Consider the following 19,704-nt stretch of genomic DNA (forward strand, 5'->3'; position numbering starts at 1 on the left):
GACTATGATCGTTGCAGCAAATAAAGTGGTAAAAATGCATTACTCTGTACTAGATAATGACGGCAATACCATTGATAACTCATTTGGCGGTGAGCCATTAATTTTTATCGTTGGTACGGGTTACCTGATCTCAGGACTTGAAAACGCGCTGCAAGGCAAACAAGCTGGCGATACACTAAGTGTAAAAGTTGAACCTGAAGAAGGTTACGGTGAGCGTCATGATCACCTCATGCAAGCCGTGCCAAAATCAATGTTTGAAGGCATGGACATTGAAGTGGGCATGCAATTTCGTGCAACCACCGATGACGGCGACCAGTCAGTCATGATCATCGATATTCAAGACGAAGAAGTGATTGTTGATGGTAACAACCCACTCGCTGGTATTACGCTCAATTTTGATGTAGAGATTTTAGAAGTACGCGATGCAACGGCTGAAGAGCTTGAGCATGGCCATGTACATGGTGAAGGCGGTTGTGGTCACGATCACTAAACCCTAACCCAGTAATAAAAAAAGCGCCTCAGGCGCTTTTTTTATAGCATATTATTATGCGTACGTAATTTAACTTGAGGCTCTGCTGCAGGTGCTTCGCCAGGGGTTATTTTATCTTCAAGCGCAGCAACTAATCCTGCTTGGTCATTAGTCCCTAAGCGGTATTGGCTGCCATCTTTAAGCGTTAATTGCACGGCACTAAAGCCTGATACTGAATAAATCCAACCATCATGTGTAATGCGAATACCAATACCGTGACGGTATGAGTTTTGTACTGCTTTTACGTCAACTATGTCCTCTAGTGCTAATTTTTGACCCGCAACGCCTGGACCAAATGCCCAGCTAATATGGGCTTCATCAACTTTAATGGTTAAACCATGAAATAAAAAACCCACCAGCAATAAAATACCTGCAAATACCATTAACGGCACATCGGCACCCATTAAATTCCATGCAAGTGCAACAAAACCACCTATCCATGCCAATACTACAAATATAAATACCGCATACTGCTTATGCTGATACATAACACTCTCAATTAAAAAGTTAAAAAATTAAAAACTGTATACTAACGTTGCGCTGAGCTCTGAATCATATTTAAGCTTATCTTCTTCAGGCTTAGAGTTATAACGGTACATATAAGCAAACTTGAGCGATACAGCCCCAACCACTTGGCTAATTAAGGCGGTTTCTGACTTTAACCGTGAGTTAAGCCCAGATAAAGACTGCTCTATACTAATGTCTTGGTTAAATCGGGTGCGCTTAGATACTAATCGCTCCCATTGCATGGCAATACGTAACAAGTAACCCATTTTGTCTTTATCGTCTTCGCTTATTGTTGACTCATCATCAGCAACGGAGCGATATAAACCAGGGCCAATATCTATATCTACTTTGTTTTTAACCCCTTGATAAATACGTGCACCATAGCCGGTTGCCACCGTACTTTTAAAATCCAGACCGCTAAATTCATCCTCTTCATAATCGCCATAAATAAAGAAAGACGAATTTTTAACACCAACTTTATAGTTACCCTGCGCAGAAACAAACACGCGATTAGCCGTAACATCCGACTGGCCCGTTTCTTCATTTTCGTCACGTTTGTATAAGGAATCTATTTTGAATTGATTACGCCAGTTTTCAAAATCTTGGTAAAGATTACCTTTGAGTTTAAAACTGGTTGAGTTGGTATTACCTTTACTTAAAATAAAACCAAACTCGGTATCACCATAAAGTACTTCGCCTTTGTGTAGCTCATGAATTTCTTCATCGGAGAGCTCCCCATATTGATGAAAATCTTCAAAGGGATCCACTGCCCAGCTGTAGGAGCTAAATAATAAAAGCAGTAATACAACGTACTTTCGCAAAATACATTCTCTTGCAAATGGTAATAATGAAAAGGGGCCGAAAAAGTTATTCACTTTCTTTCCATAAAATATGGCAAAAAGGCGCGTCTTTATCACGGCTAATTAAAATTTTCGCAAATAAGACGTCTTCGTTATCAAACTCAAGGCCCACTAATACTTGAATAAAATGCTCAGGCTCTATTTCTAGTGCAACAAAATCTTGCCACTGTTCATCGGGCTCATCTTCTTCAATAAAGCCAAGTTCTTCACGATGCAGGTTAAATTCTTCAACATCTTTATCACTCAGGTTGTTGGGAGCCAGCTCCAAAAAAATATCATAAGCTTGATGGGTTGCTTCTTCTACCGTAAATAAACGTGGACCTGACATGAGTGGTTAACCTCTGAGCTTTTAAGTTGGCGCCATAATATCAAAAGTTGTTAGTGTTTTGATAAAAAAAACACGTTAAATACTGACTTTTTTACTTTTACCTAATACTTATAGATATTAATGGATTGGTTAGCATTAGGGTCTGTTGACTTTTAAAGATTAAATTTGCCTTGAAAGATAACAGACCGCAATTGCATTAAAAAATTCACTTTGTTTTTTATTCATCTTCACCCACTTTACTTAGCACAAATAAAAACATAAGCTCAAGTAACAGGTCAGAGGAGTGCAAGATGATAAAACTAGAAAAAAAACAGGGCATTGCCACCGTCACATTAAATCGAGTAGAAAAACAAAATGCCTTAAGCTTTACTATGTTTATTGAGCTTAACAAGGTGATTAAAAATATTAAAAAAGATGCCAATATTCGTGCGGTTGTATTAACCGGTGAAGGCGAACACTTTTGTGCAGGGCTTGATATTAACGCGGTTATGGCCTCGCCAATGAATATTATAAAACTCCTATTTAAATGGCTTCCTGGTAATCAAAATTTAGCGCAAAAAGTAGTACTTGGTTGGCAATCATTGAGTGTGCCTGTTATTGCCAAAATAAACGGAAATTGCCTTGGGGGTGGATTGCAAATAGCACTGGGTGCCGATTACCGGATTGTTCACCACGATGCCAAACTCGCCATTATGGAAGCGCGCTGGGGGTTATGCCCAGATATGGGCGCTAATGTTATGCTTTCAGGCTTAGTAAAACGCGACCAAGCGCTTTGGTTAGCAAGTCACGCAAATCCAATAAACGCACAACATGCTTTTGAACTAGGTTTAGTAACCAAAATAACCGACGATACAGATAAAGCAACTAAAGAGATGCTTGATACACTGCTAGCGCGCTCACCTGACACATTAGCCGCAATAAAGCGTGTAACTCAACAAAGCTATAAAGCTCCTGCTCGAAAAATACTCGCTAAAGAAACATGGAGCCAAATTCGCTTACTGATCAACCCTAATACTAAAAAAGCCATTGCTAAAGCTAAAGGGAAATCTGATATTGAGTTTACAAACGCCAAGCGCTGGTAACATTGATGGTAATACTAAGGCACAATGCATAAAACAGCGTTATTTGTTAAAGTTAGGCTCCTCTATTCTAGTGAGCCAAATTAATGAAATACCTACTAAGTAGCGCAATTATTTTATTGTGCTTGGCAACAAGCAAATTCATTATGCATCTTCTTGATGCAAGTTTTCCTGCTCCTCTACTCGCCATGGTTTTGCTGCTAACGTTACTGTTATTAGGCATAGTTAAAGAACATCAACTCGCCCCCTGCGCATCACCTATTTTGAATGTAATGCCTATTTTCTTTATTCCTGCAGGCGTCGGTTTTATAGAACATTTAGGGCTGATTAAATCACATTGGCCTTTCTTAACTGCGGTCATCTTATTAGTCCCACTCAGTAGTTTAATTTTAGTGGCAAGCCTAGTGGGCTACTTTAAAGGCAGAGCTAATAATGACTAACTTAACCACTAGCATAAACCCCAGCCTATGGTGGTTAACCGTGCCATTTATTATTATTCTCTTTATTGCGCTAAGAGCGGTTAATCTTAAAATAAACCAGAGTATTTTAAAGTCATTAACCAACCCTGTTTTTTTAAGCATTGGCATTATTGCCCTACTGTTAGTTAACCTTAAATTACCTTATTCACAATTTGCCTCACATAGTCAGTTACTAAGTTGGCTATTAGAGCCGGCCATAGTTGCTTTAGCCTTGCCGCTTTATCAGCAATTTATGCACGTACGTAAAAACTTACTATTAATTGTCGCTACTTGCAGTATAGGTATTGTTAACGCCACACTAGTGGCTTTTGTATTAAGTATTTTATTTGCTGTGCCCTCACAATTGAGCGCCTCTGTTGCGGCACTCAGTGTAACAACCCCTATTACACTGCTGGTTACTGACTCATTAGGAGGAATTAGCTCACTTGCCGCTGCCATGGTTATTTTTATTGGTTTATTGGGGGCTTTATTTGGCTTTATATTGCTCAAATTAGTTAAGATTTATAACTTTGAGGCACAAGGAATTGCAATCGGTACCGCGTGCCATGCAATTGGTACCGCGGCAGCTATTGCCGAACACCCAAAAATAGGCGCATTTTCATCAGTGGCTATGGCACTCAGTGCATTATTAACCGCAGTGATAGTACCACTATTATATCCAATTTTAGTTAACACTTTGTTATAGTAAGCGGATAACAGTATCGCTAAAAATAGAGCCCAGCATGATCAGTTCCGAAATTCAGCAATTTGAAAAGTACTACGCCCTACTTACCGAGTATTTAGTTACCTACAGTATGCAAATAGTGGGCGCTATTTTTATTCTACTCGTTGGCCTGTGGGTCGCTAAAAAGCTCGCCGAAGTTGTAGCAAACTTAATGACCCGCCACAACATTGATATCACCCTGACTAATTTTGTCAGTAATGTTGTAAAAGTACTGCTGATCATTATGGTGATCATTATTGCGCTTGGTAAAATTGGCATTAGTGTGACCCCATTCGTAGCTGCAATAGGTGCCGCCTCATTGGGCGCAGGCTTAGCGTTACAAGGCATGCTTTCTAACTATGGTGCGGGTCTTGCTATTATTGCTACGCGGCCATTTGTGGTTGGCGATACCATAGAAGTAAAAGGCGTTAGTGGCCAAGTAAAAATAATTGAGCTGGGGCACACCGTATTAATTAATGAAGAAAAAGTAGAAATAACCATTCCTAACAAACATATTGTTGGCGAAATTCTACATAACTCATTTAATTATTCACTGGTAAAAGGTGAAATAGACATAGCCTACAGTGCCTGTAGTGATACTGCGATAAGCCTTATTGAAAACGTATTAGTCAATCACGAACTCGTAGCTAAACAACCCAATGCACAAATTGGTATAGAACGTTTTGCTGATAGCGGCGTCACCATTAGTTATCGTTATTGGGTGCCCACCACTAAAATTATTGAAACTAAACTCGCTATAAATGGCGGTGTGTATAAAGCGATTAACGATGCCAATATTGAAATTCCGTTTCCACAACGCATTGTTACGCTTAATAAAAGCGACCTAAAATAAATAAAAACCTTAATATGATTTTAAATCATATTAAATTAATTAAGCGTGCTTACAAATAAAATAATAACGAGTCCTTATGCATCAATCACCTTTTTATCTAGGCGACTGGCAGGTAACACCTGCCAGCAATTGTATACAATGTGCTGAAAAAGTAACGCAATTAGAACCTAAAGCAATGGATGTATTATTATATCTTTGCTTACAAAAGGGCGAAATTGTCACCAGTGACGAATTACTCAATCAGTGCTGGCAAAACATTGAAGTAGGCGATAACCCACTGCATAAAACCATCACACAACTGCGAAAAGCACTGGGTGATAAGGCAAGCTCCCCGCTATACATAGAAACCATTCGTAAACGCGGCTACCGTATTATTGCAAAACTTGAATTTCCATTTGCAGAAGATACATCAAGCTCTATAAACACGTGGCAAGGTGGTTCTCCTTTTTTAGGTTTAAGCGCGTATAACCCAACCGATACCCATTTATTTTTTGGTCGTAACCAAGCCATCACCACCTTACTCGAAAACGTATCAAACCAAGTAAAATCTGGCCGTGCTTTTTGCTTAATACTTGGCCCAAGTGGTACGGGTAAATCGTCGTTAGTCAATGCGGGTATTTTACCAAAGCTACTTGATGAGCGCGGTTATGATGGTATTGGCGTTGTTTCATACACTCAGCTCGACTTTGCAGATGTGCATCAAACTAGACTGTATTTAGATTTAGCCTCAGCCATGCTTGATTGGGATATAAACCAACAACCCGTATTTGAAGGATTAAGCTCGCAAACACTGGCGCAGCAATTAGAGCACACAATTGACGAAGTGATAAACACGTTACAAACTGCAATCAGTAAGGCAAATACAAAGCTAAACACACCGCAGTTTTTTTTGTTTATAGACCGCTTAGAGGTGCTGCTTTCATCGCCACTATTTAGTCCCAACACCCGAAGTCATTTTTTATCGATTATTGAACGTTTAGCCACCTCTAAAGCGGTGATCGTATTTAGTGCGTGTCGTAACGACTTTTACCCTTTAGTGGTAGAGCAACCCAGCCTTATGGCCGCAAAAGCGAACGGCGCCCATTATGATTTAACCCCGCCCAACCGCCAGGAACTACAACAAATTATTCGCTTGCCGGCATTAACCGCTAATTTAACGTTCTCACACGACCCGCAAACCAAAACTCCGCTGGATGAAATACTCTTTGCAGATACCGCCAACAACCCTGATGCCCTGCCCATGTTGCAATACACACTGCAAGAGCTGTATTTACAGCGCAGTGAAAATAATGAGTTATTGCACAGCGTGTATGAAAAACTCGGCGGTATTGAAGGCGCTATTGGTAAAAAGGCAGAAGATGTTTTTATTGGGCTGAGCGCAAAACAACAACAGCAACTAAAAAGCGTATTATCGCAGTTAGTGACGCTAAACCCAGATGGTAAAACCATTACTAGCCGTGCGGCCCGCTTACAAGCATTAACCAACACCAGCCAAAAAGAGCTTGTACAAGCCATGGTCGACAGTCGCTTATTTGTATCGCACTTACAAAACCAAGAAGCCTGCTTTAGCCTTGCCCACGAGGCATTATTACGCCAATGGCCACGTGCCAAACAGTGGATAAACGATCATAAAGACGCCCTTGCTATTAAAAGCCGTTTGCACCACCACACGCAACAGTGGCTTAATGAACATAAAAGTAGCGCTTACCTATTAGCACCGGGTAAACCATTGCAAGAAGCGCTCACGTTATTAAACGACAATATATTCAAACTAGACAATGACGAACGCGCGCTTATAACCAGCTCTCTTAAACACAGTAAAACAAAAACAATCATAAAACGCGGCACGGTCGCTCTGCTTTGCTTACTTACCTGTGTTGCCCTATTTATGAGTGTTACCAGTTTTCAAGCGCAGCAACTTGCACAGCAAAAGCGCCAAGAGGCCGAAAGCCTACTTGGCTTTATGGTCGGTGACTTTGCCGATAAACTGCGCAGCGTTAAGCGTATGGATTTGCTCGATGGCATTAGTAATAAAGCACTTGAGTATTTTACCAATCAAGCAGATGAGCCCAGCTCTCTTTTTAGTTTTAACGACCAAAAAGCCGAATTTAACAACCGCTTTCAATATGCACAAACTCTTGAGGCTATGGGCGAAGTGGCCTATTCTCGCGGTAAAACCATTGAGGCCTTCACTGCCTTTGAAAACGCCCGCATTCGCCTTGAAGCACTATTAAAAATACAACCAGATAATTTAGAGCTATTAACGCTTGCCGGTGCCAATGCCTTTTGGCTCGGTCAGCTTCATTATGATAAAAGTGATTACGCTGCTACTGAGCCATTATTTAAAAAATATCATGCCTACAGCGAGAAAATGTATTCATTAGCACCGAATGGTTTTAACTCGATTATGGAGCTATCGTATTCGCATAATTCGCTGGGCTCTTTGTATTTAAAGCAATTTAACTACACTGCCGCGAAACAACGCTTTACAAAGTCGCTCGCCCTTAAAAATGAAGCCCTTGAGCTTAAACCCAGCAACAAAAACTTACTGCGCGATAAAGCCGATACCATCAGTTGGCTGGCAAAGACAGAAGAAAGGCTAGGTAACTTTAATGCCGCATTAACCATGTATGAAAATGCATCTAATGAGTTAAAAAGTTTATTAATTGAATATCCAGATGATGCCAGTTTATCAAGCAGTTTAGCTTATACTTATATTCAACAAAGCTACCTTTTGAGCTACCTGCCAAATAAACAACCAGCCTACAAAAAAGCACAGCAAGCCACAAAAACAGTTAATACCGCACGATTGCAAGATCCAAAAAGTAAAGACATTCAACATTCTTATTATCGTTTTTTAGCCCACCAGCTAATGCTTTCACCTAATAAAAACATTGATAACCGAGTTAAGGATATTATTAACTTTTTGAAAGTGCAGGGCTTTAAAAATAACTTTGCAATTAATACTCAATTGATCCTTATACAGTACTTTATTGATAGACAGTCACCACTTAAAGCATATGAGTTTTTAACAGCCCTTGAAAGTGATACAAGCTACCAACAGTACATAGCTAATAAAGCAAAGAGTGGTGATAATGTAGACTTTACGAATATAAATTTACTTAAAGCTAAATTAGCTGAAAATACCGTACAGCGAGAGCAATTTTGCTTAAATGCGCTTAAAGCCATTGCTGAAACAGTAAAAATAAACCAAAGCGTTCACGTAACGCACCCGCTGTTACAGGCATACACCTGCTTAAATAGAGCAAACGAAATCCCCAAAATAAAAGCAAGTCTAGTTAAATTAGGCATTACTCACTTTAAACTATAACCACGAATACAAAAGGAAATAATATGGATAGCTCTCAAGAACAAATTAACTTTACTGTAAATATTGAATTAGACAGTAACGACAACGCCAATTTTACATACTTTAAAGATAACAAAGAAGTCTCTGGCGGTGGCGTTGTCAGAACTGAAACCGCAGGTATTTATAGCTTAAATGAAGCAACACTTGCTAAAGGTTTTTTATTCACCGGAGCCACTATCACTGATAAAGAAGGCGACTGTGCTGGTGATTTTAAATCAGAAATCAATGATGATGGCCAATCAATCACCATCACAGACACAGATGAAAATAATGGCACTGTGTGTTTAATATTTAATGTTGAGTGCAATGGTAAAGCCTATGAAAGCGCCGACCCACAAATTGAAAATAAAGACAAAAATTAATAAACAACGCTTAATATTTAATTTTTGTTTTCCAAATTGCACAGGCCTTTAACGCCTGTGCATAATAAAAAATACTATTAATCAAAAACTTAAAAGCAGAAGATTACCGAAAGGTTTAATTGCACTTTTTTATGTAAATTTGTAGACATCAAAAACGTCTGTATCATGCTAAGGCTAAAACGTGTCTAAACAAATTAATAAAAAAGAGACTCCAGCGGTTAAAAACGATAAAGCACTCCCCTTCGATTGCGCTTTATCGAGTCCTTTTTCTCATACCCAATTTGGCGCTTTAATTGAATTATTTAACGGCACCGCCGAAGGCATTTTTGTACTTAATGAGCACGGTGGTTTTGAGTTTGCAAACCCAAAAGCAGCACAGCTATTAGGTTACTCTCAGCAATCTCTAATAGGCGAAAATTTACTGTCGTTTTTACACGGTGCAGACCTTGATAAATATAAACAGACGTTATTAAATTGGATAGACATTAAAGATACTTCCCTTAGCTTTGGCCCAAATGAAATAAAAATAAATAAAGCGAATGGTGATATTATTGAAGCAGACTTATCAATATCTAGTATGCCAAAAAGTATTGCATCGGCGCAAAAATTATACGTTTGCATACTTCATGATCTCAGTACGCATAAAGCGATGTACAACCGTTTAAAAATACAAGCTTCAACCGATCACTTAACTGGGCTCGCTAATCGTTTAGCTTTAGATGAGTCACTAAAAAAATACTGGCAAGAAAGTATTCAAAGCCAACAACCTCTAACCAGCATATTGATTGATGTAGATCACTTTAAAAAATTCAACGACACCTATGGGCATATTAAAGGTGATAAATGCTTACAAAAAATTGCAAAAATGCTTTTGCATTGTATCCCGTCAAGAGAGTGTTTGGCAGCGAGATATGGCGGTGAGGAGTTTGCTATTATTTTACCGCGTTGCGATATAAAAAGTGCAACGATTGTTGCCAAGCATGTACAACAACAAATTAATGCGATGACATTTACAGATATAGGCCTGCCACCAGAGGTTAAAGTTAGTGTGAGCCAAGGGATTGCCTGTGAGCACAATAGTCAATACCGTACCTACGAGGCGCTGTTGTACGCCGCAGACACGGCTTTGTACCGCGCAAAAACCGAAGGTAGAAATAAAATAAGTACTGTTGTTTAAAGTTTAAATTAAAGGCCATTCCATGGCGCTATATCTACCCTAAAAGCCACTAAATTGAGTTACTTTACTGGCGTTTAGATTAATTTTAAATGCTGTAGATAAGAGATTAATCTTTATATAAAAATTACAGTAATAACAAACTACCTAACCCTAAAAAGGTCACAAAGCCGACAATATCAGTGACTGTGGTTAAAATCACTGAACCCGACAACGCAGGGTCAATTTTCATTTTATCTAAAATAGAGGGGATCACTACGCCCGCCAACGATGCTGCCACTAAGTTAAGTAATATTGCCACAGTAATGGTTATACTGAGCATAATATCGTTAAACCATACAAAGGTTAGCAAACCAATCACTAATGCCCACACCAAGCCATTTACCGCCCCTACTCGCAACTCTTTTTTAAGTAATGCGTTTCGGTTTGAGTCAGTAACCTGACCCAGAGCCAGTCCTCGTACAATAACCGTTAAGGTTTGGCTACCGGCAATACCGCCCATTGACGCCACTACAGGCATTAATACCGCAAGTGCAACCACTTGCTCTATAGTTGCGCCAAACAAACCGATAAACCACGAGGCTAAAAATGCCGTTGCTAAGTTGATACCTAACCAAATACCACGGTTTTTAGCACTTTTACGAACACTGGCAAATAAGTCCTCGTCTTCTCGTAAACCACCGGCCTTTGCTGCCGCTTCGTCGGCTATTTCTTGACGTAATTCATAAGCTGATGCAATGGTTAAACGCCCTATTAATTTGTTATCGGCATTAACCACTGGCATGGCCATTTTCTCGCTATGAATAACCACTTCAGCGGCTTCATATAAATCATGGTCTGCGTGCAATGAGGTAAAGTCATGATTAGCTAACGTCATTAAACTCTCGTTATCATGCGCTTTTATCAGATCATTAACCGCAACTTCACCGATTAAGCTACCTTTACGGCTCACCAAATAAATAACTTCGCTGTATTGCGGTAAGCCTTTGTGTAGCAGCTTTTTAGCGCCACCCGCAGTGAGTTTGTCTGACACCTTTAAAAAATCAAACCCAATCCAGTGACCTAATTGCTCTGGTGTATATTGCTGAGCCAGTTCGTATTGCTTAGTTTGTGCTTCATCGAGTTGTTTTTTAGCGTAATCAATAAAACGTTGTGGAATAACTTCTTCTAACTCAAGTAGCTCTTCAACATTTACTTCGTCTAATAATTTAAATCCGGCACTGTCATCTAGTGTTTGTAGTAACCATAAACAGCTATCTTCACTTAAATTAACAAAAATTTCGTGCTGCGTGTCTTCATCTAATAAATGCCAAATTTCAAGACGCTGCTCTTTAGGGATCGCCTCAAACAATAAAGATAAGTGCTCAGTTGATAAAGTTTGCTGAGCATCTATAAGTAATTTATTTTTGCGCTCAGTGGTATCACACTGCAATAAGTCATTTATGAGTTGTGGTAACTGATCAACCGGATACTCTATCATTTAAAAACCCTAAAATAGTCGTTTCACTATAAATTTACTGTAATAAGTAAGTACTTATTAATGAGATTAGCTAGGATCTGTTTATCTTTCGAGGTTGAACATGTTTCAATCCAAAAAGGTCAACAGACCCTTATAGTGTACATTAGTCGCTAATAAAAATATTAAAAAATCGCTGTGCTGTTAAATATTTATGGATGTAGCAGGCTATAAACTATTGCGCTTTAGCTAAAAATAAAGCAAAAAAAAGCCGTAACTAAATAAGTCACGGCTTCCAAAAGCAATTAATAGCTAAGTGTTATTTATATTTTAAACTGACCAACTAAATCACCTAAGTTTTGACCTCGTCCCGCTAAGTGCTGACTTACCGAAGAAGTCGTTTTACTCGATTGCGTTAATTCATTCACAATTTCTTGAATTGCATACACGTTACGGTTTATCTCTTCTGTAACGCTACTTTGCTCAGTAGCTGCGGTGGCAATTTGTGTACTCATATCGTTAATTGTTGTTACCGATGTAGTAACCGCACCTAAACTTTCAGATATAGCGCGTGAAGACTCTACAGAGCGGTTACAGCTTTGTTGACTCGCTTGCATGGCTCCTACAGCCGCAGTGACTAAGTTATGTAATTCGCTAAGCATTTCATTAATTTCTAATGTGCTATCTTGAGTACGGCTTGCTAAGCTTCTTACTTCATCAGCTACAACGGCAAAACCACGACCTTGCTCACCCGCTCGTGCAGCCTCAATAGCGGCGTTTAATGCCAGTAAGTTCGTTTGCTCAGCAATACCCCCAATAACACTCAACACGCTATTAATCTTTTTAGACTGTTCACTTAACGAGTTTACTTGCTCAGCGGCTTGGTTAATTTCGCCCATTAAGTTTGAAACTTCACTGAGTGAAACATCCACACAATCTTGCGCATTGGCCACTTCTTTTGTTGCTGCCTGCGTTGATACCGCAACTTGTGTGGTATTTTGTGCCACTTCATGCGAGGTTGCTGACATTTCAGTAATAGCGGTGACTACTAGTTCAGTTTCATGGTTATGTTTCAATAATTTATCTTCAATTAATAAGGTTTGCGTATTGATATCTGATGAGGCCGTTTTAACATCGCTCGTCACATCGACCACGCCCGAAATAATACTATGCAGCTTACTAACAAACAGATTAAACGATTCACCTAGTTGACCAATTTCATCATGGGTGTCAATCACTAATCTTCTGGTTAAATCACCTTCACCTTTGGCTATGTCATCTAAACTTTGTACCATTCGATGTATTGGTTTAACCATATTACTCGCTGCATATAAGGCACCCACGGCTGCTAAACCAAGTAGCAGAAGTGATATTAAAAATAAGGTGGTCATTTTTTCAGTTAAATGCTCAGCCATGGTTGCTTGGTATTTAACTAGTTCAGCCTCAATGTCATCCATATAAGTACCCGTACCAATCATCCAGTTAGTACCTGGGATCATGGCTGCATACCCTATTTTTTCAATCAAACCCGTCGTGTTGGGTTTTTGAAAGTGATAGGTAAAAGACCCACCCCCTTTACGAGCTTGCTCTAGTAAACCAACCACTATTTTTTTACCGTTTGGGTCGGTCATGTCTATTTTATTTTGCCCTTCAATTGCATCGCCTAACAATGCATGAAAAACACTCACGCCATCGGTATCGTAAATAAAATAATAGCCATCTTCGCCAAATTTTAAATCCCTTAGCGCATTTTTTGCGTCTTGTTCATTACCTTGTGCTAATTGGTATTGCACTATTTGAGAACCAATTTCAATTTCTGTTTTTAGCAGCGTTTGTTTATCTGCTATTAGTTTGGTTTTGAATTCATTAAAGTATTGCTGCTGATTTTGCTTCTCTAAATAATATGAACCCGCCATAAAACTGATTAGCAATACAATTAATGGTAAAACAGCCAACAGTAGCAATTTGTTTTTTAAGCTTAAATTACCCATTATTTCTCCAATTAACATTACAAGCCATCAAGCTCTTTTTATTTTGTAGCCCGTTAGCTAAAAAATTTCATTGTTTGCATTACTATACAACGCATACCTGTATACAAATTAAGCACAAACGAGATCGTTTAGCAATCTAATACACTCTTACAATAGTAAAACACACTAAAAAACACTTTATAACTAGACGATAGTATATAAGCAGTAATAAAGAACCAAAACCAATTTAGCCTTTCAAATAGCCAGTACACAGCTTGTTAAACTTCCTTAAAGCTAAATTAACCTGACTAACGCTATTTTAGCTTTAATGAAATTAAATATTGGGCATCACACAAAGGTCTTGCTTTCTGAGTTAAAACGCAAATAATGAAGCAACTAACTACTGGGTAAGAATGAGGAAAATGAGTTACATACTAACCACCCAATGCGCCGATGATATTGGCTTAATCGCCAAAATTACCGGACTGTGTCACAGACATAACTTAAACATTATTCGTAATAACGAGTTTGTAGATAAAGATGCACAGCGCTTTTTTATGCGCACTGAACTCACTGGCGAACCCCACACTGAGTTTTTAGCACAGCTGCGCGAAGTATTACCCGCAGGTGCAAAAGTGGCGCTACACGGTGAAGAAAAGACCAAAGTTGTTTTATTAGCCACAAAAGAAGCCCACTGTTTAGGCGGCATGTTGTTAAAACAATTTGAACAAACCCTAAACATAGAGATACTTGCCGTGATTGCCAATTATCCTACATTAGAGCCTTTGGTTAAGGGATTTGATATTCCTTTTCATGTGGTTTCTCATGAAGGACTTACGCGCAGTGAGCACGACGAAAAAGTCGGTGACTTAATTGCCAGCTATAACCCTGACATTATTGGGTTAGCTAAATACATGCGTATTTTAAGCCCTGAGTTTGTTGGTCGATTTGAGGGTAAAATCATCAATATTCATCACTCATTTTTACCGGCTTTTATTGGTGCTAAACCGTATCATCAGGCGTTTGAGCGCGGTGTAAAAATTATTGGTGCCACGGCTCACTTTGTAAATAATGAGCTAGATGAAGGCCCTATTATTTTACAAGACGTATCGAGTGTAACTCATGCTAATACGGCTGAAATGATGGCTAAAATGGGTAAAGACGTGGAAAAAACAGTGTTTTGTAAAGCATTGCAACTAGCATCAGAACATAAGCTATTTATTAATGGCAATAAAACCGTCGTATTTTCATAATTTTTACTTTTTAAATAAAAATGCCAGCTAATAAGCTGGCATTTTTTAAGTAAATATTAAACCTTACTTAGTTAGGGTGTGTAATACGTTGGTGCCCCAGGGCCTACTGGCATACCTAAAACAAATACCCATAAGTAAAACAGCACCACCCAACCAACAAAGAAAATAATACTATATGGCAACATAGTCGCTACCAAAGTACCTATTCCCATGTCTTTTTTGTATTTAGTGGCAACCGCGAGGATCAAGCCAAAGTAACTCATCATCGGGGTAATTAAGTTAGTTACCGAATCACCAATACGATAAGCTGCTTGAATTGTCTCGGGGGCATAACCTATAAGCATCAGCATAGGAACAAAAATAGGGGCTGTTACTGCCCACTGCGCTGACGATGAGCCTAGCGTTAAGTTCACTAAAGCACACATTAAAATAAACAGCACAAATACTTCCGGCCCCGTTAGGCTAAGTGCCTGTAATAATGCAGCGCCATTAATGGCTAAAATAGTACCTAAGTTAGTCCACTTAAAAAATGCCACAAATTGCGCAGCAAAAAAGACTAATACAATGTACATTCCCATAGAGCTCATACTTTTGCTCATGGCGTTAATCACGTCTTTATCATTTTTCATGGTGCCAACAACGCGGCCATACACAAAACCTGGAATACCAAAGGTGACAAAAATAAAAACCACAATCCCTTTTAAAAACGGCGAGTGAGCAACTAGGCCTGTTTCTGGGTTACGTAAAATACCGTCTGCGGGTACAACTGTCCACGCGAGTAGTAATGAAACAACAAGTAATGAGAATCCAGCCCATTTTAAGCCCGACTTTTCTTTGTCAGTTAAACCGGCAATGTTGTTTTGAGCTAAATCTTCACTGGCTTCGTCTGGGTTATATTTGCCTAATCGCGGCTCTACAATTTTCTCAGTAACTAGCGTGCCTAATATGGCAATTAAAAATACCGATATCATCATGAAATACCAGTTTGCTTCTGCGCCTACTTGGTATGTTGGGTCAATCATTTGTGCAGCTGGCGTGGTAATACCGGCTAGTAACGGATCGATAGTACCCAATAATAAATTAGCACTGTAACCACCAGATACCCCAGCAAATGCCGCAGCAAGACCGGCAAGCGGATGACGACCTAAGCTATGAAATATCATTGCCGCTAGCGGAATCAATACCACATAGCCAAGCTCAGAAGCTGTATTTGATAATATAGCGGCAAACACCACCATAAAGGTCACTAAGCGTTTTGATGCCCCCATTACCATGCCACGCATAGCGGCAGACAATAGCCCTGAATGCTCAGCTACACTCACACCTAATAGCGCAACTAATACCGTCCCTAATGGCGCAAAGCTAGTAAAGTTAGTCACCAGCCCCGTTACAATACGTTGTAAGCCTTCTGCACTGAGTAAGCTTACTACTTCAATAACACCATCTGGATCGCGCCCAGCAGAGCCCTCAGGCCGTGGATCAATAGCGCTGAGTCCAAACCAATCGGCAACACCACTAAATAAAATAATGGCAATACAAAACAATGCAAATAACGTAATTGGGTGGGGAAGCATGTTCCCTAAAAATTCTACAGTGGCTAAAAATCGATTAAACCAGCCGTTCTTTGCGACCTGATTTTCATCTTGGGATGTGTTTGGTGAGTCTATTGAGTCTGACATACCATGCTCTCTTAATTACAAAATGCCCGTAACCTAGCATTATTTACCCAGCAGGTCATGTAATAAAGATGAATGACTTGTTATGTCATAGTAACTGAATGGTTTCGCATGCTTGAGTTGCAAAAAAGAGGCTCTCGCCTCTAATTTAACCTGTTTAAACTTGCTCTATGGGTTCTAGTTGTAATTTTGCGGCAATTAAAACAGCTTGAGTTCGGTTATAAACACCGAGTTTTCTAAATATGGCAGTAATGTGTGCTTTGACTGTGGCTTCTGAAATATGCAATTCGTAAGCTATTTGTTTATTAAGTAAGCCTTCGTGCAAATATTGTAATACACGGTATTGCTGTGGAGTAAGTGATGCAACTTGTGCGGCAATTTCCCTATCTTCGCCTTCTATTTCAGCTACCTTACTTTTTAGTTCGGTTGGCAGCCAAGTGTCGCCTTCAAGTATTTGGTTTATTGCATTAGCAATATCATCCGATGAAGATGATTTGGGAATAAACCCCATAGCGCCATAACCCATTACCTTAGAAACAATATTTACATCTTCACTACCCGAAACCACCGCAATCGGTAAACTCGGATAATCTTCACGAATACGGATTAATCCGTACAAGTCACCGTTACCTGGCATGTGTAAATCTAGTAGTAATATATCAAGATCTTCTTGTTCGCTTAACACTTTCAATGTGCTATCAAAATCGGCCGATTCAAAAACCTCTAAACCTGCAAATTTTGCGCTCAAAGCGCCCTTTAATGCTTCGCGAAATAACGGATGATCGTCCGCTATTAAAAACTGACTCATTGTTCACTCCCAAAAATTCGGCTGCTATCCGATAGACAACAGCCGATATACTACGTTTAGAATCAACTTCTAATCAAGCTTTTAACGCGAAATTAACGATTTAATCGATTTTCTACTAGCTCATCAACGACTGACGGATCGGCGAGTGTCGACGTATCACCAAGCTGTTGATACTCATTTGCAGCAATTTTACGTAAAATACGACGCATAATTTTGCCTGAGCGAGTTTTTGGTAACCCTGGCGACCATTGGATCATATCGGGTGATGCAATAGGGCTAAGCTCTTTACGTACCCAATTACGGATCTCTTTTGTTAGCTCATCACTCACCGTTACACCCTCGTTAGGTGTAATGTAAACATATATGCCTTGGCCTTTAATATCGTGCGGGTAACCGACAACTGCAGCTTCAGCTACGGCTTCATGAGCAACTAAAGCACTTTCAATTTCAGCAGTACCTAAACGATGCCCAGATACATTAAGCACATCATCCACACGCCCTGTGATCCAGTAATCTCCGTCTTCATCACGACGACAACCGTCACCGGTGAAGTAAACACCCGGGTAAGCACTAAAATAAGTTTGCTCAAAGCGCTCGTGATCGCCATAAACAGTTCGTGCTTGCGAAGGCCAGCTATCTAAAATAACTAGGTTTCCTTCAACAGCGCCCTCTAATGTATTACCCTCAGCATCAAATAACGCCGGTGCAATACCAAAAAATGGACGAGTTGCAGAGCCTGGTTTCATATCAGTTGCACCTGGAAGAGGCGCAATCATAATGCCGCCAGTTTCAGTTTGCCACCAGGTATCAACGATTGGGCAGTTAGATTTACCAATTTTTTCGTAGTACCACGTCCACGCTTCGGGGTTAATTGGCTCTCCTACTGAACCTAAAATACGCAGGCTATCTCGATTTGAACTGGCAATTGGCTCATCTCCTTTGGCCATAAGCGCTCGAATAGCAGTAGGTGCGGTGTATAAAATAGTAACGTTATGTTTATCAACAACTTCACCCATACGCCCTGCTGTTGGGTAAGTTGGCACACCTTCGAATACGACTTGCGTACACCCATTAACAAGCGGGCCATAAGCAATATAACTGTGACCTGTGATCCAGCCCACATCGGCACTACACCAAAAAATATCATCTTCTTGTAAGTCAAAAACATATTCATGAGTCATTGATGAATACACTAAATAACCACCAGTGGTATGTACCACACCTTTAGGCTGCCCCGTAGAACCTGAGGTATATAAAATAAACAATGGGTCTTCAGCGTTCATGCGCTCAGGCTCACACTCGGGTGCTTCATCAGCAACTAAGTCATGCCACCAAATATCATGGCTATGCCAATCAACATCGCCAGAGGTCAGTTTATGAACAACTACATGCTCAACGGTAGTTACCGAATCTTGTAACACCGCTTCATCAACATTGGCTTTAAGCGGTACACAGTTACCGGCGCGTCGACCTTCATCTGATGTGATCACCACCTTAGCGCCTGAATCATTAATGCGATCTGCAATAGCCGATGGTGAAAAGCCACCGAATATAACAGAATGAATCGCACCTATACGGGCACAAGCTTGCATTGCATAAATAGCTTGTGGGCTCATTGGCATATAAATGGCAACACGGTCACCTTTTTTTACACCCAATTTTTTTAAGCCATTGGCAAATTTAGCGACTTCGTCATGTAATTGTTGGTAGGTAATATTTTCACTTTGCGAAGGATCATCGCCTTCCCAAATAAGCGCTACTTTATCTGCTTTTGTTTTTAAGTGGCGGTCGATACAGTTGTAAGATGCATTAAGGTAGCCATCTTCATACCATTTGATATTAATATGGCCTTTATCAAATGAAGTGTTTTTTACTTTTGAATAAGGAGTAAACCAGTCAAGACGCTTACCGTGCTCAGCCCAAAACCCTTCAGGGTCTTCTACAGACTGTTTATACATCGTATTATATTTTTCATTATCGACGAGCGCTGCGTTTTTAATATGCGCAGGAACTGGGTAGATACTTTGTGACATATTAGTCTCCAATTTATATTACTTGCCTTAGGCTTTTCATCAAGGATTACTCAGCGGTGCACTATTAAATATTAGACATTAGTTGTATCTAGGTTCAAACAGCTATTATCTTATCTATAATCCCCTTAGTTACACTTGATATACATAAAAATACACATTATTTAAGCAAAGAATATGAACAACTAATATTTATTAAACCTTAGTCTAATAGACTAATAGTTGATTGAGTAAATTGTGTACATATACAACAGTAGCTTAAATACT

17 protein-coding genes are annotated in these 19,704 nt (G+C 39.6%); 9 read left to right on the forward strand and 8 right to left on the reverse strand.

What is annotated here, in order from left to right; translation table 11 throughout:
* Window positions 1-4 precede the first annotated feature (4 nt).
* The gene (locus tag QL984_RS10330) at window positions 5-490 is read left to right on the forward strand and encodes a peptidylprolyl isomerase (protein WP_013465643.1); all 486 of its coding nucleotides are present in this window, start codon (window positions 5-7) and stop codon (window positions 488-490) included.
* 41 nt (window positions 491-531) lie between these two features.
* Here QL984_RS10330 and QL984_RS10335 read toward each other — a convergent pair whose 3' ends face one another.
* From QL984_RS10335 to QL984_RS10345, 3 genes are read right to left on the reverse strand one after another with little or no spacing between them, the layout of a single operon-like run.
* A complete protein-coding gene (locus QL984_RS10335) occupies window positions 532-1,017 on the reverse strand; it encodes a hypothetical protein (protein WP_013465644.1) in 486 nt (161 codons plus the stop codon).
* Between the two features lie 27 nt (window positions 1,018-1,044).
* Window positions 1,045-1,857, reverse strand: coding sequence for a DUF481 domain-containing protein (locus QL984_RS10340; protein ID WP_013465645.1), 813 nt, complete (start codon window positions 1,855-1,857; stop codon window positions 1,045-1,047).
* A gap of 46 nt (window positions 1,858-1,903) precedes the next feature.
* A complete protein-coding gene (locus QL984_RS10345; RefSeq protein WP_013465646.1) occupies window positions 1,904-2,224 on the reverse strand; it encodes an HI1450 family dsDNA-mimic protein in 321 nt (106 codons plus the stop codon).
* A gap of 290 nt (window positions 2,225-2,514) precedes the next feature.
* Here QL984_RS10345 and QL984_RS10350 point away from each other — a divergent pair, with 290 nt between their 5' ends.
* The 7 genes from QL984_RS10350 to QL984_RS10380 all read left to right on the forward strand — a co-directional run bounded on the left by QL984_RS10350 (window position 2,515) and on the right by QL984_RS10380 (window position 10,247).
* On the forward strand, window positions 2,515-3,306 hold the full coding sequence (locus QL984_RS10350; RefSeq protein WP_024602340.1) for a crotonase/enoyl-CoA hydratase family protein: 792 nt from the start codon (window positions 2,515-2,517) through the stop codon (window positions 3,304-3,306).
* Between the two features lie 83 nt (window positions 3,307-3,389).
* Entirely contained in the window at window positions 3,390-3,743 is a 354-nt protein-coding gene (locus QL984_RS10355; RefSeq protein WP_013465649.1) for a CidA/LrgA family protein, read from the forward strand.
* A complete protein-coding gene (locus tag QL984_RS10360; protein WP_013465650.1) occupies window positions 3,736-4,467 on the forward strand; it encodes an LrgB family protein in 732 nt (243 codons plus the stop codon). Before QL984_RS10355 ends, QL984_RS10360 begins: the two co-directional genes overlap by 8 nt.
* Before the next feature lie 37 nt (window positions 4,468-4,504).
* Window positions 4,505-5,338 carry a mechanosensitive ion channel family protein gene (locus QL984_RS10365; protein ID WP_024602339.1) on the forward strand — a complete coding sequence of 278 codons (834 nt, stop codon included), beginning with the start codon at window positions 4,505-4,507 and terminating at the stop codon, window positions 5,336-5,338.
* A gap of 76 nt (window positions 5,339-5,414) precedes the next feature.
* Window positions 5,415-8,669 carry a winged helix-turn-helix domain-containing protein gene (locus QL984_RS10370; protein ID WP_024602338.1) on the forward strand — a complete coding sequence of 1,085 codons (3,255 nt, stop codon included), beginning with the start codon at window positions 5,415-5,417 and terminating at the stop codon, window positions 8,667-8,669.
* 23 nt (window positions 8,670-8,692) lie between these two features.
* On the forward strand, window positions 8,693-9,070 hold the full coding sequence (locus tag QL984_RS10375; protein WP_016899671.1) for a DP-EP family protein: 378 nt from the start codon (window positions 8,693-8,695) through the stop codon (window positions 9,068-9,070).
* A 181-nt stretch (window positions 9,071-9,251) separates the two neighbouring features.
* Window positions 9,252-10,247, forward strand: coding sequence for a GGDEF domain-containing protein (locus QL984_RS10380; RefSeq protein ID WP_024602337.1), 996 nt, complete (start codon window positions 9,252-9,254; stop codon window positions 10,245-10,247).
* A gap of 124 nt (window positions 10,248-10,371) precedes the next feature.
* Here QL984_RS10380 and QL984_RS10385 read toward each other — a convergent pair whose 3' ends face one another.
* Together QL984_RS10385 and QL984_RS10390 are read right to left on the reverse strand one after the other, a co-directional pair.
* Entirely contained in the window at window positions 10,372-11,724 is a 1,353-nt protein-coding gene (locus QL984_RS10385) for a magnesium transporter (protein ID WP_016899669.1), read from the reverse strand.
* Window positions 11,725-12,023: 299 nt separating this feature from the next.
* Window positions 12,024-13,691 (reverse strand): methyl-accepting chemotaxis protein, encoded by a 1,668-nt coding sequence (locus QL984_RS10390; protein ID WP_024602336.1) that lies wholly within the window; start codon window positions 13,689-13,691, stop codon window positions 12,024-12,026.
* A 401-nt stretch (window positions 13,692-14,092) separates the two neighbouring features.
* Here QL984_RS10390 and purU point away from each other — a divergent pair, with 401 nt between their 5' ends.
* Window positions 14,093-14,923 (forward strand): formyltetrahydrofolate deformylase, encoded by an 831-nt coding sequence (purU, locus tag QL984_RS10395; protein ID WP_013465657.1) that lies wholly within the window; start codon window positions 14,093-14,095, stop codon window positions 14,921-14,923.
* A gap of 71 nt (window positions 14,924-14,994) precedes the next feature.
* Here the strand turns inward: purU and QL984_RS10400 are convergent, their stop codons facing one another.
* From QL984_RS10400 to acs, 3 genes are all read right to left on the reverse strand, one after another.
* A complete protein-coding gene (locus QL984_RS10400; protein WP_028833942.1) occupies window positions 14,995-16,602 on the reverse strand; it encodes an AbgT family transporter in 1,608 nt (535 codons plus the stop codon).
* Window positions 16,603-16,756: 154 nt separating this feature from the next.
* Complete coding sequence (locus tag QL984_RS10405) at window positions 16,757-17,407, reverse strand: response regulator transcription factor (RefSeq protein ID WP_013465659.1); 651 nt, start codon at window positions 17,405-17,407, stop codon at window positions 16,757-16,759.
* A gap of 92 nt (window positions 17,408-17,499) precedes the next feature.
* Window positions 17,500-19,440 (reverse strand): acetate--CoA ligase, encoded by a 1,941-nt coding sequence (gene acs, locus QL984_RS10410; RefSeq protein ID WP_028833941.1) that lies wholly within the window; start codon window positions 19,438-19,440, stop codon window positions 17,500-17,502.
* Window positions 19,441-19,704 lie beyond the last annotated feature (264 nt).

The organism is Pseudoalteromonas sp. APC 3495 (assembly GCF_030407645.1).
Lineage (GTDB): Bacteria > Pseudomonadota > Gammaproteobacteria > Enterobacterales > Alteromonadaceae > Pseudoalteromonas > Pseudoalteromonas tetraodonis.

Coding starts and splice junctions, on each gene's coding strand:
- QL984_RS10330 (WP_013465643.1), top strand. CDS start 5: ATGATCGTTGCAGCAAATAAAGTGGTAAAAATGCATTACTCTGTACTA.
- QL984_RS10335 (WP_013465644.1), bottom strand. CDS start 1,017: ATGTATCAGCATAAGCAGTATGCGGTATTTATATTTGTAGTATTGGCA.
- QL984_RS10345 (WP_013465646.1), bottom strand. CDS start 2,224: ATGTCAGGTCCACGTTTATTTACGGTAGAAGAAGCAACCCATCAAGCT.
- QL984_RS10350 (WP_024602340.1), top strand. CDS start 2,515: ATGATAAAACTAGAAAAAAAACAGGGCATTGCCACCGTCACATTAAAT.
- QL984_RS10355 (WP_013465649.1), top strand. CDS start 3,390: ATGAAATACCTACTAAGTAGCGCAATTATTTTATTGTGCTTGGCAACA.
- QL984_RS10360 (WP_013465650.1), top strand. CDS start 3,736: ATGACTAACTTAACCACTAGCATAAACCCCAGCCTATGGTGGTTAACC.
- QL984_RS10365 (WP_024602339.1), top strand. CDS start 4,505: ATGATCAGTTCCGAAATTCAGCAATTTGAAAAGTACTACGCCCTACTT.
- QL984_RS10370 (WP_024602338.1), top strand. CDS start 5,415: ATGCATCAATCACCTTTTTATCTAGGCGACTGGCAGGTAACACCTGCC.
- QL984_RS10375 (WP_016899671.1), top strand. CDS start 8,693: ATGGATAGCTCTCAAGAACAAATTAACTTTACTGTAAATATTGAATTA.
- QL984_RS10385 (WP_016899669.1), bottom strand. CDS start 11,724: ATGATAGAGTATCCGGTTGATCAGTTACCACAACTCATAAATGACTTA.
- QL984_RS10390 (WP_024602336.1), bottom strand. CDS start 13,691: ATGGGTAATTTAAGCTTAAAAAACAAATTGCTACTGTTGGCTGTTTTA.
- purU (WP_013465657.1), top strand. CDS start 14,093: ATGAGTTACATACTAACCACCCAATGCGCCGATGATATTGGCTTAATC.
- QL984_RS10400 (WP_028833942.1), bottom strand. CDS start 16,602: ATGTCAGACTCAATAGACTCACCAAACACATCCCAAGATGAAAATCAG.
- QL984_RS10405 (WP_013465659.1), bottom strand. CDS start 17,407: ATGAGTCAGTTTTTAATAGCGGACGATCATCCGTTATTTCGCGAAGCA.
- acs (WP_028833941.1), bottom strand. CDS start 19,440: ATGTCACAAAGTATCTACCCAGTTCCTGCGCATATTAAAAACGCAGCG.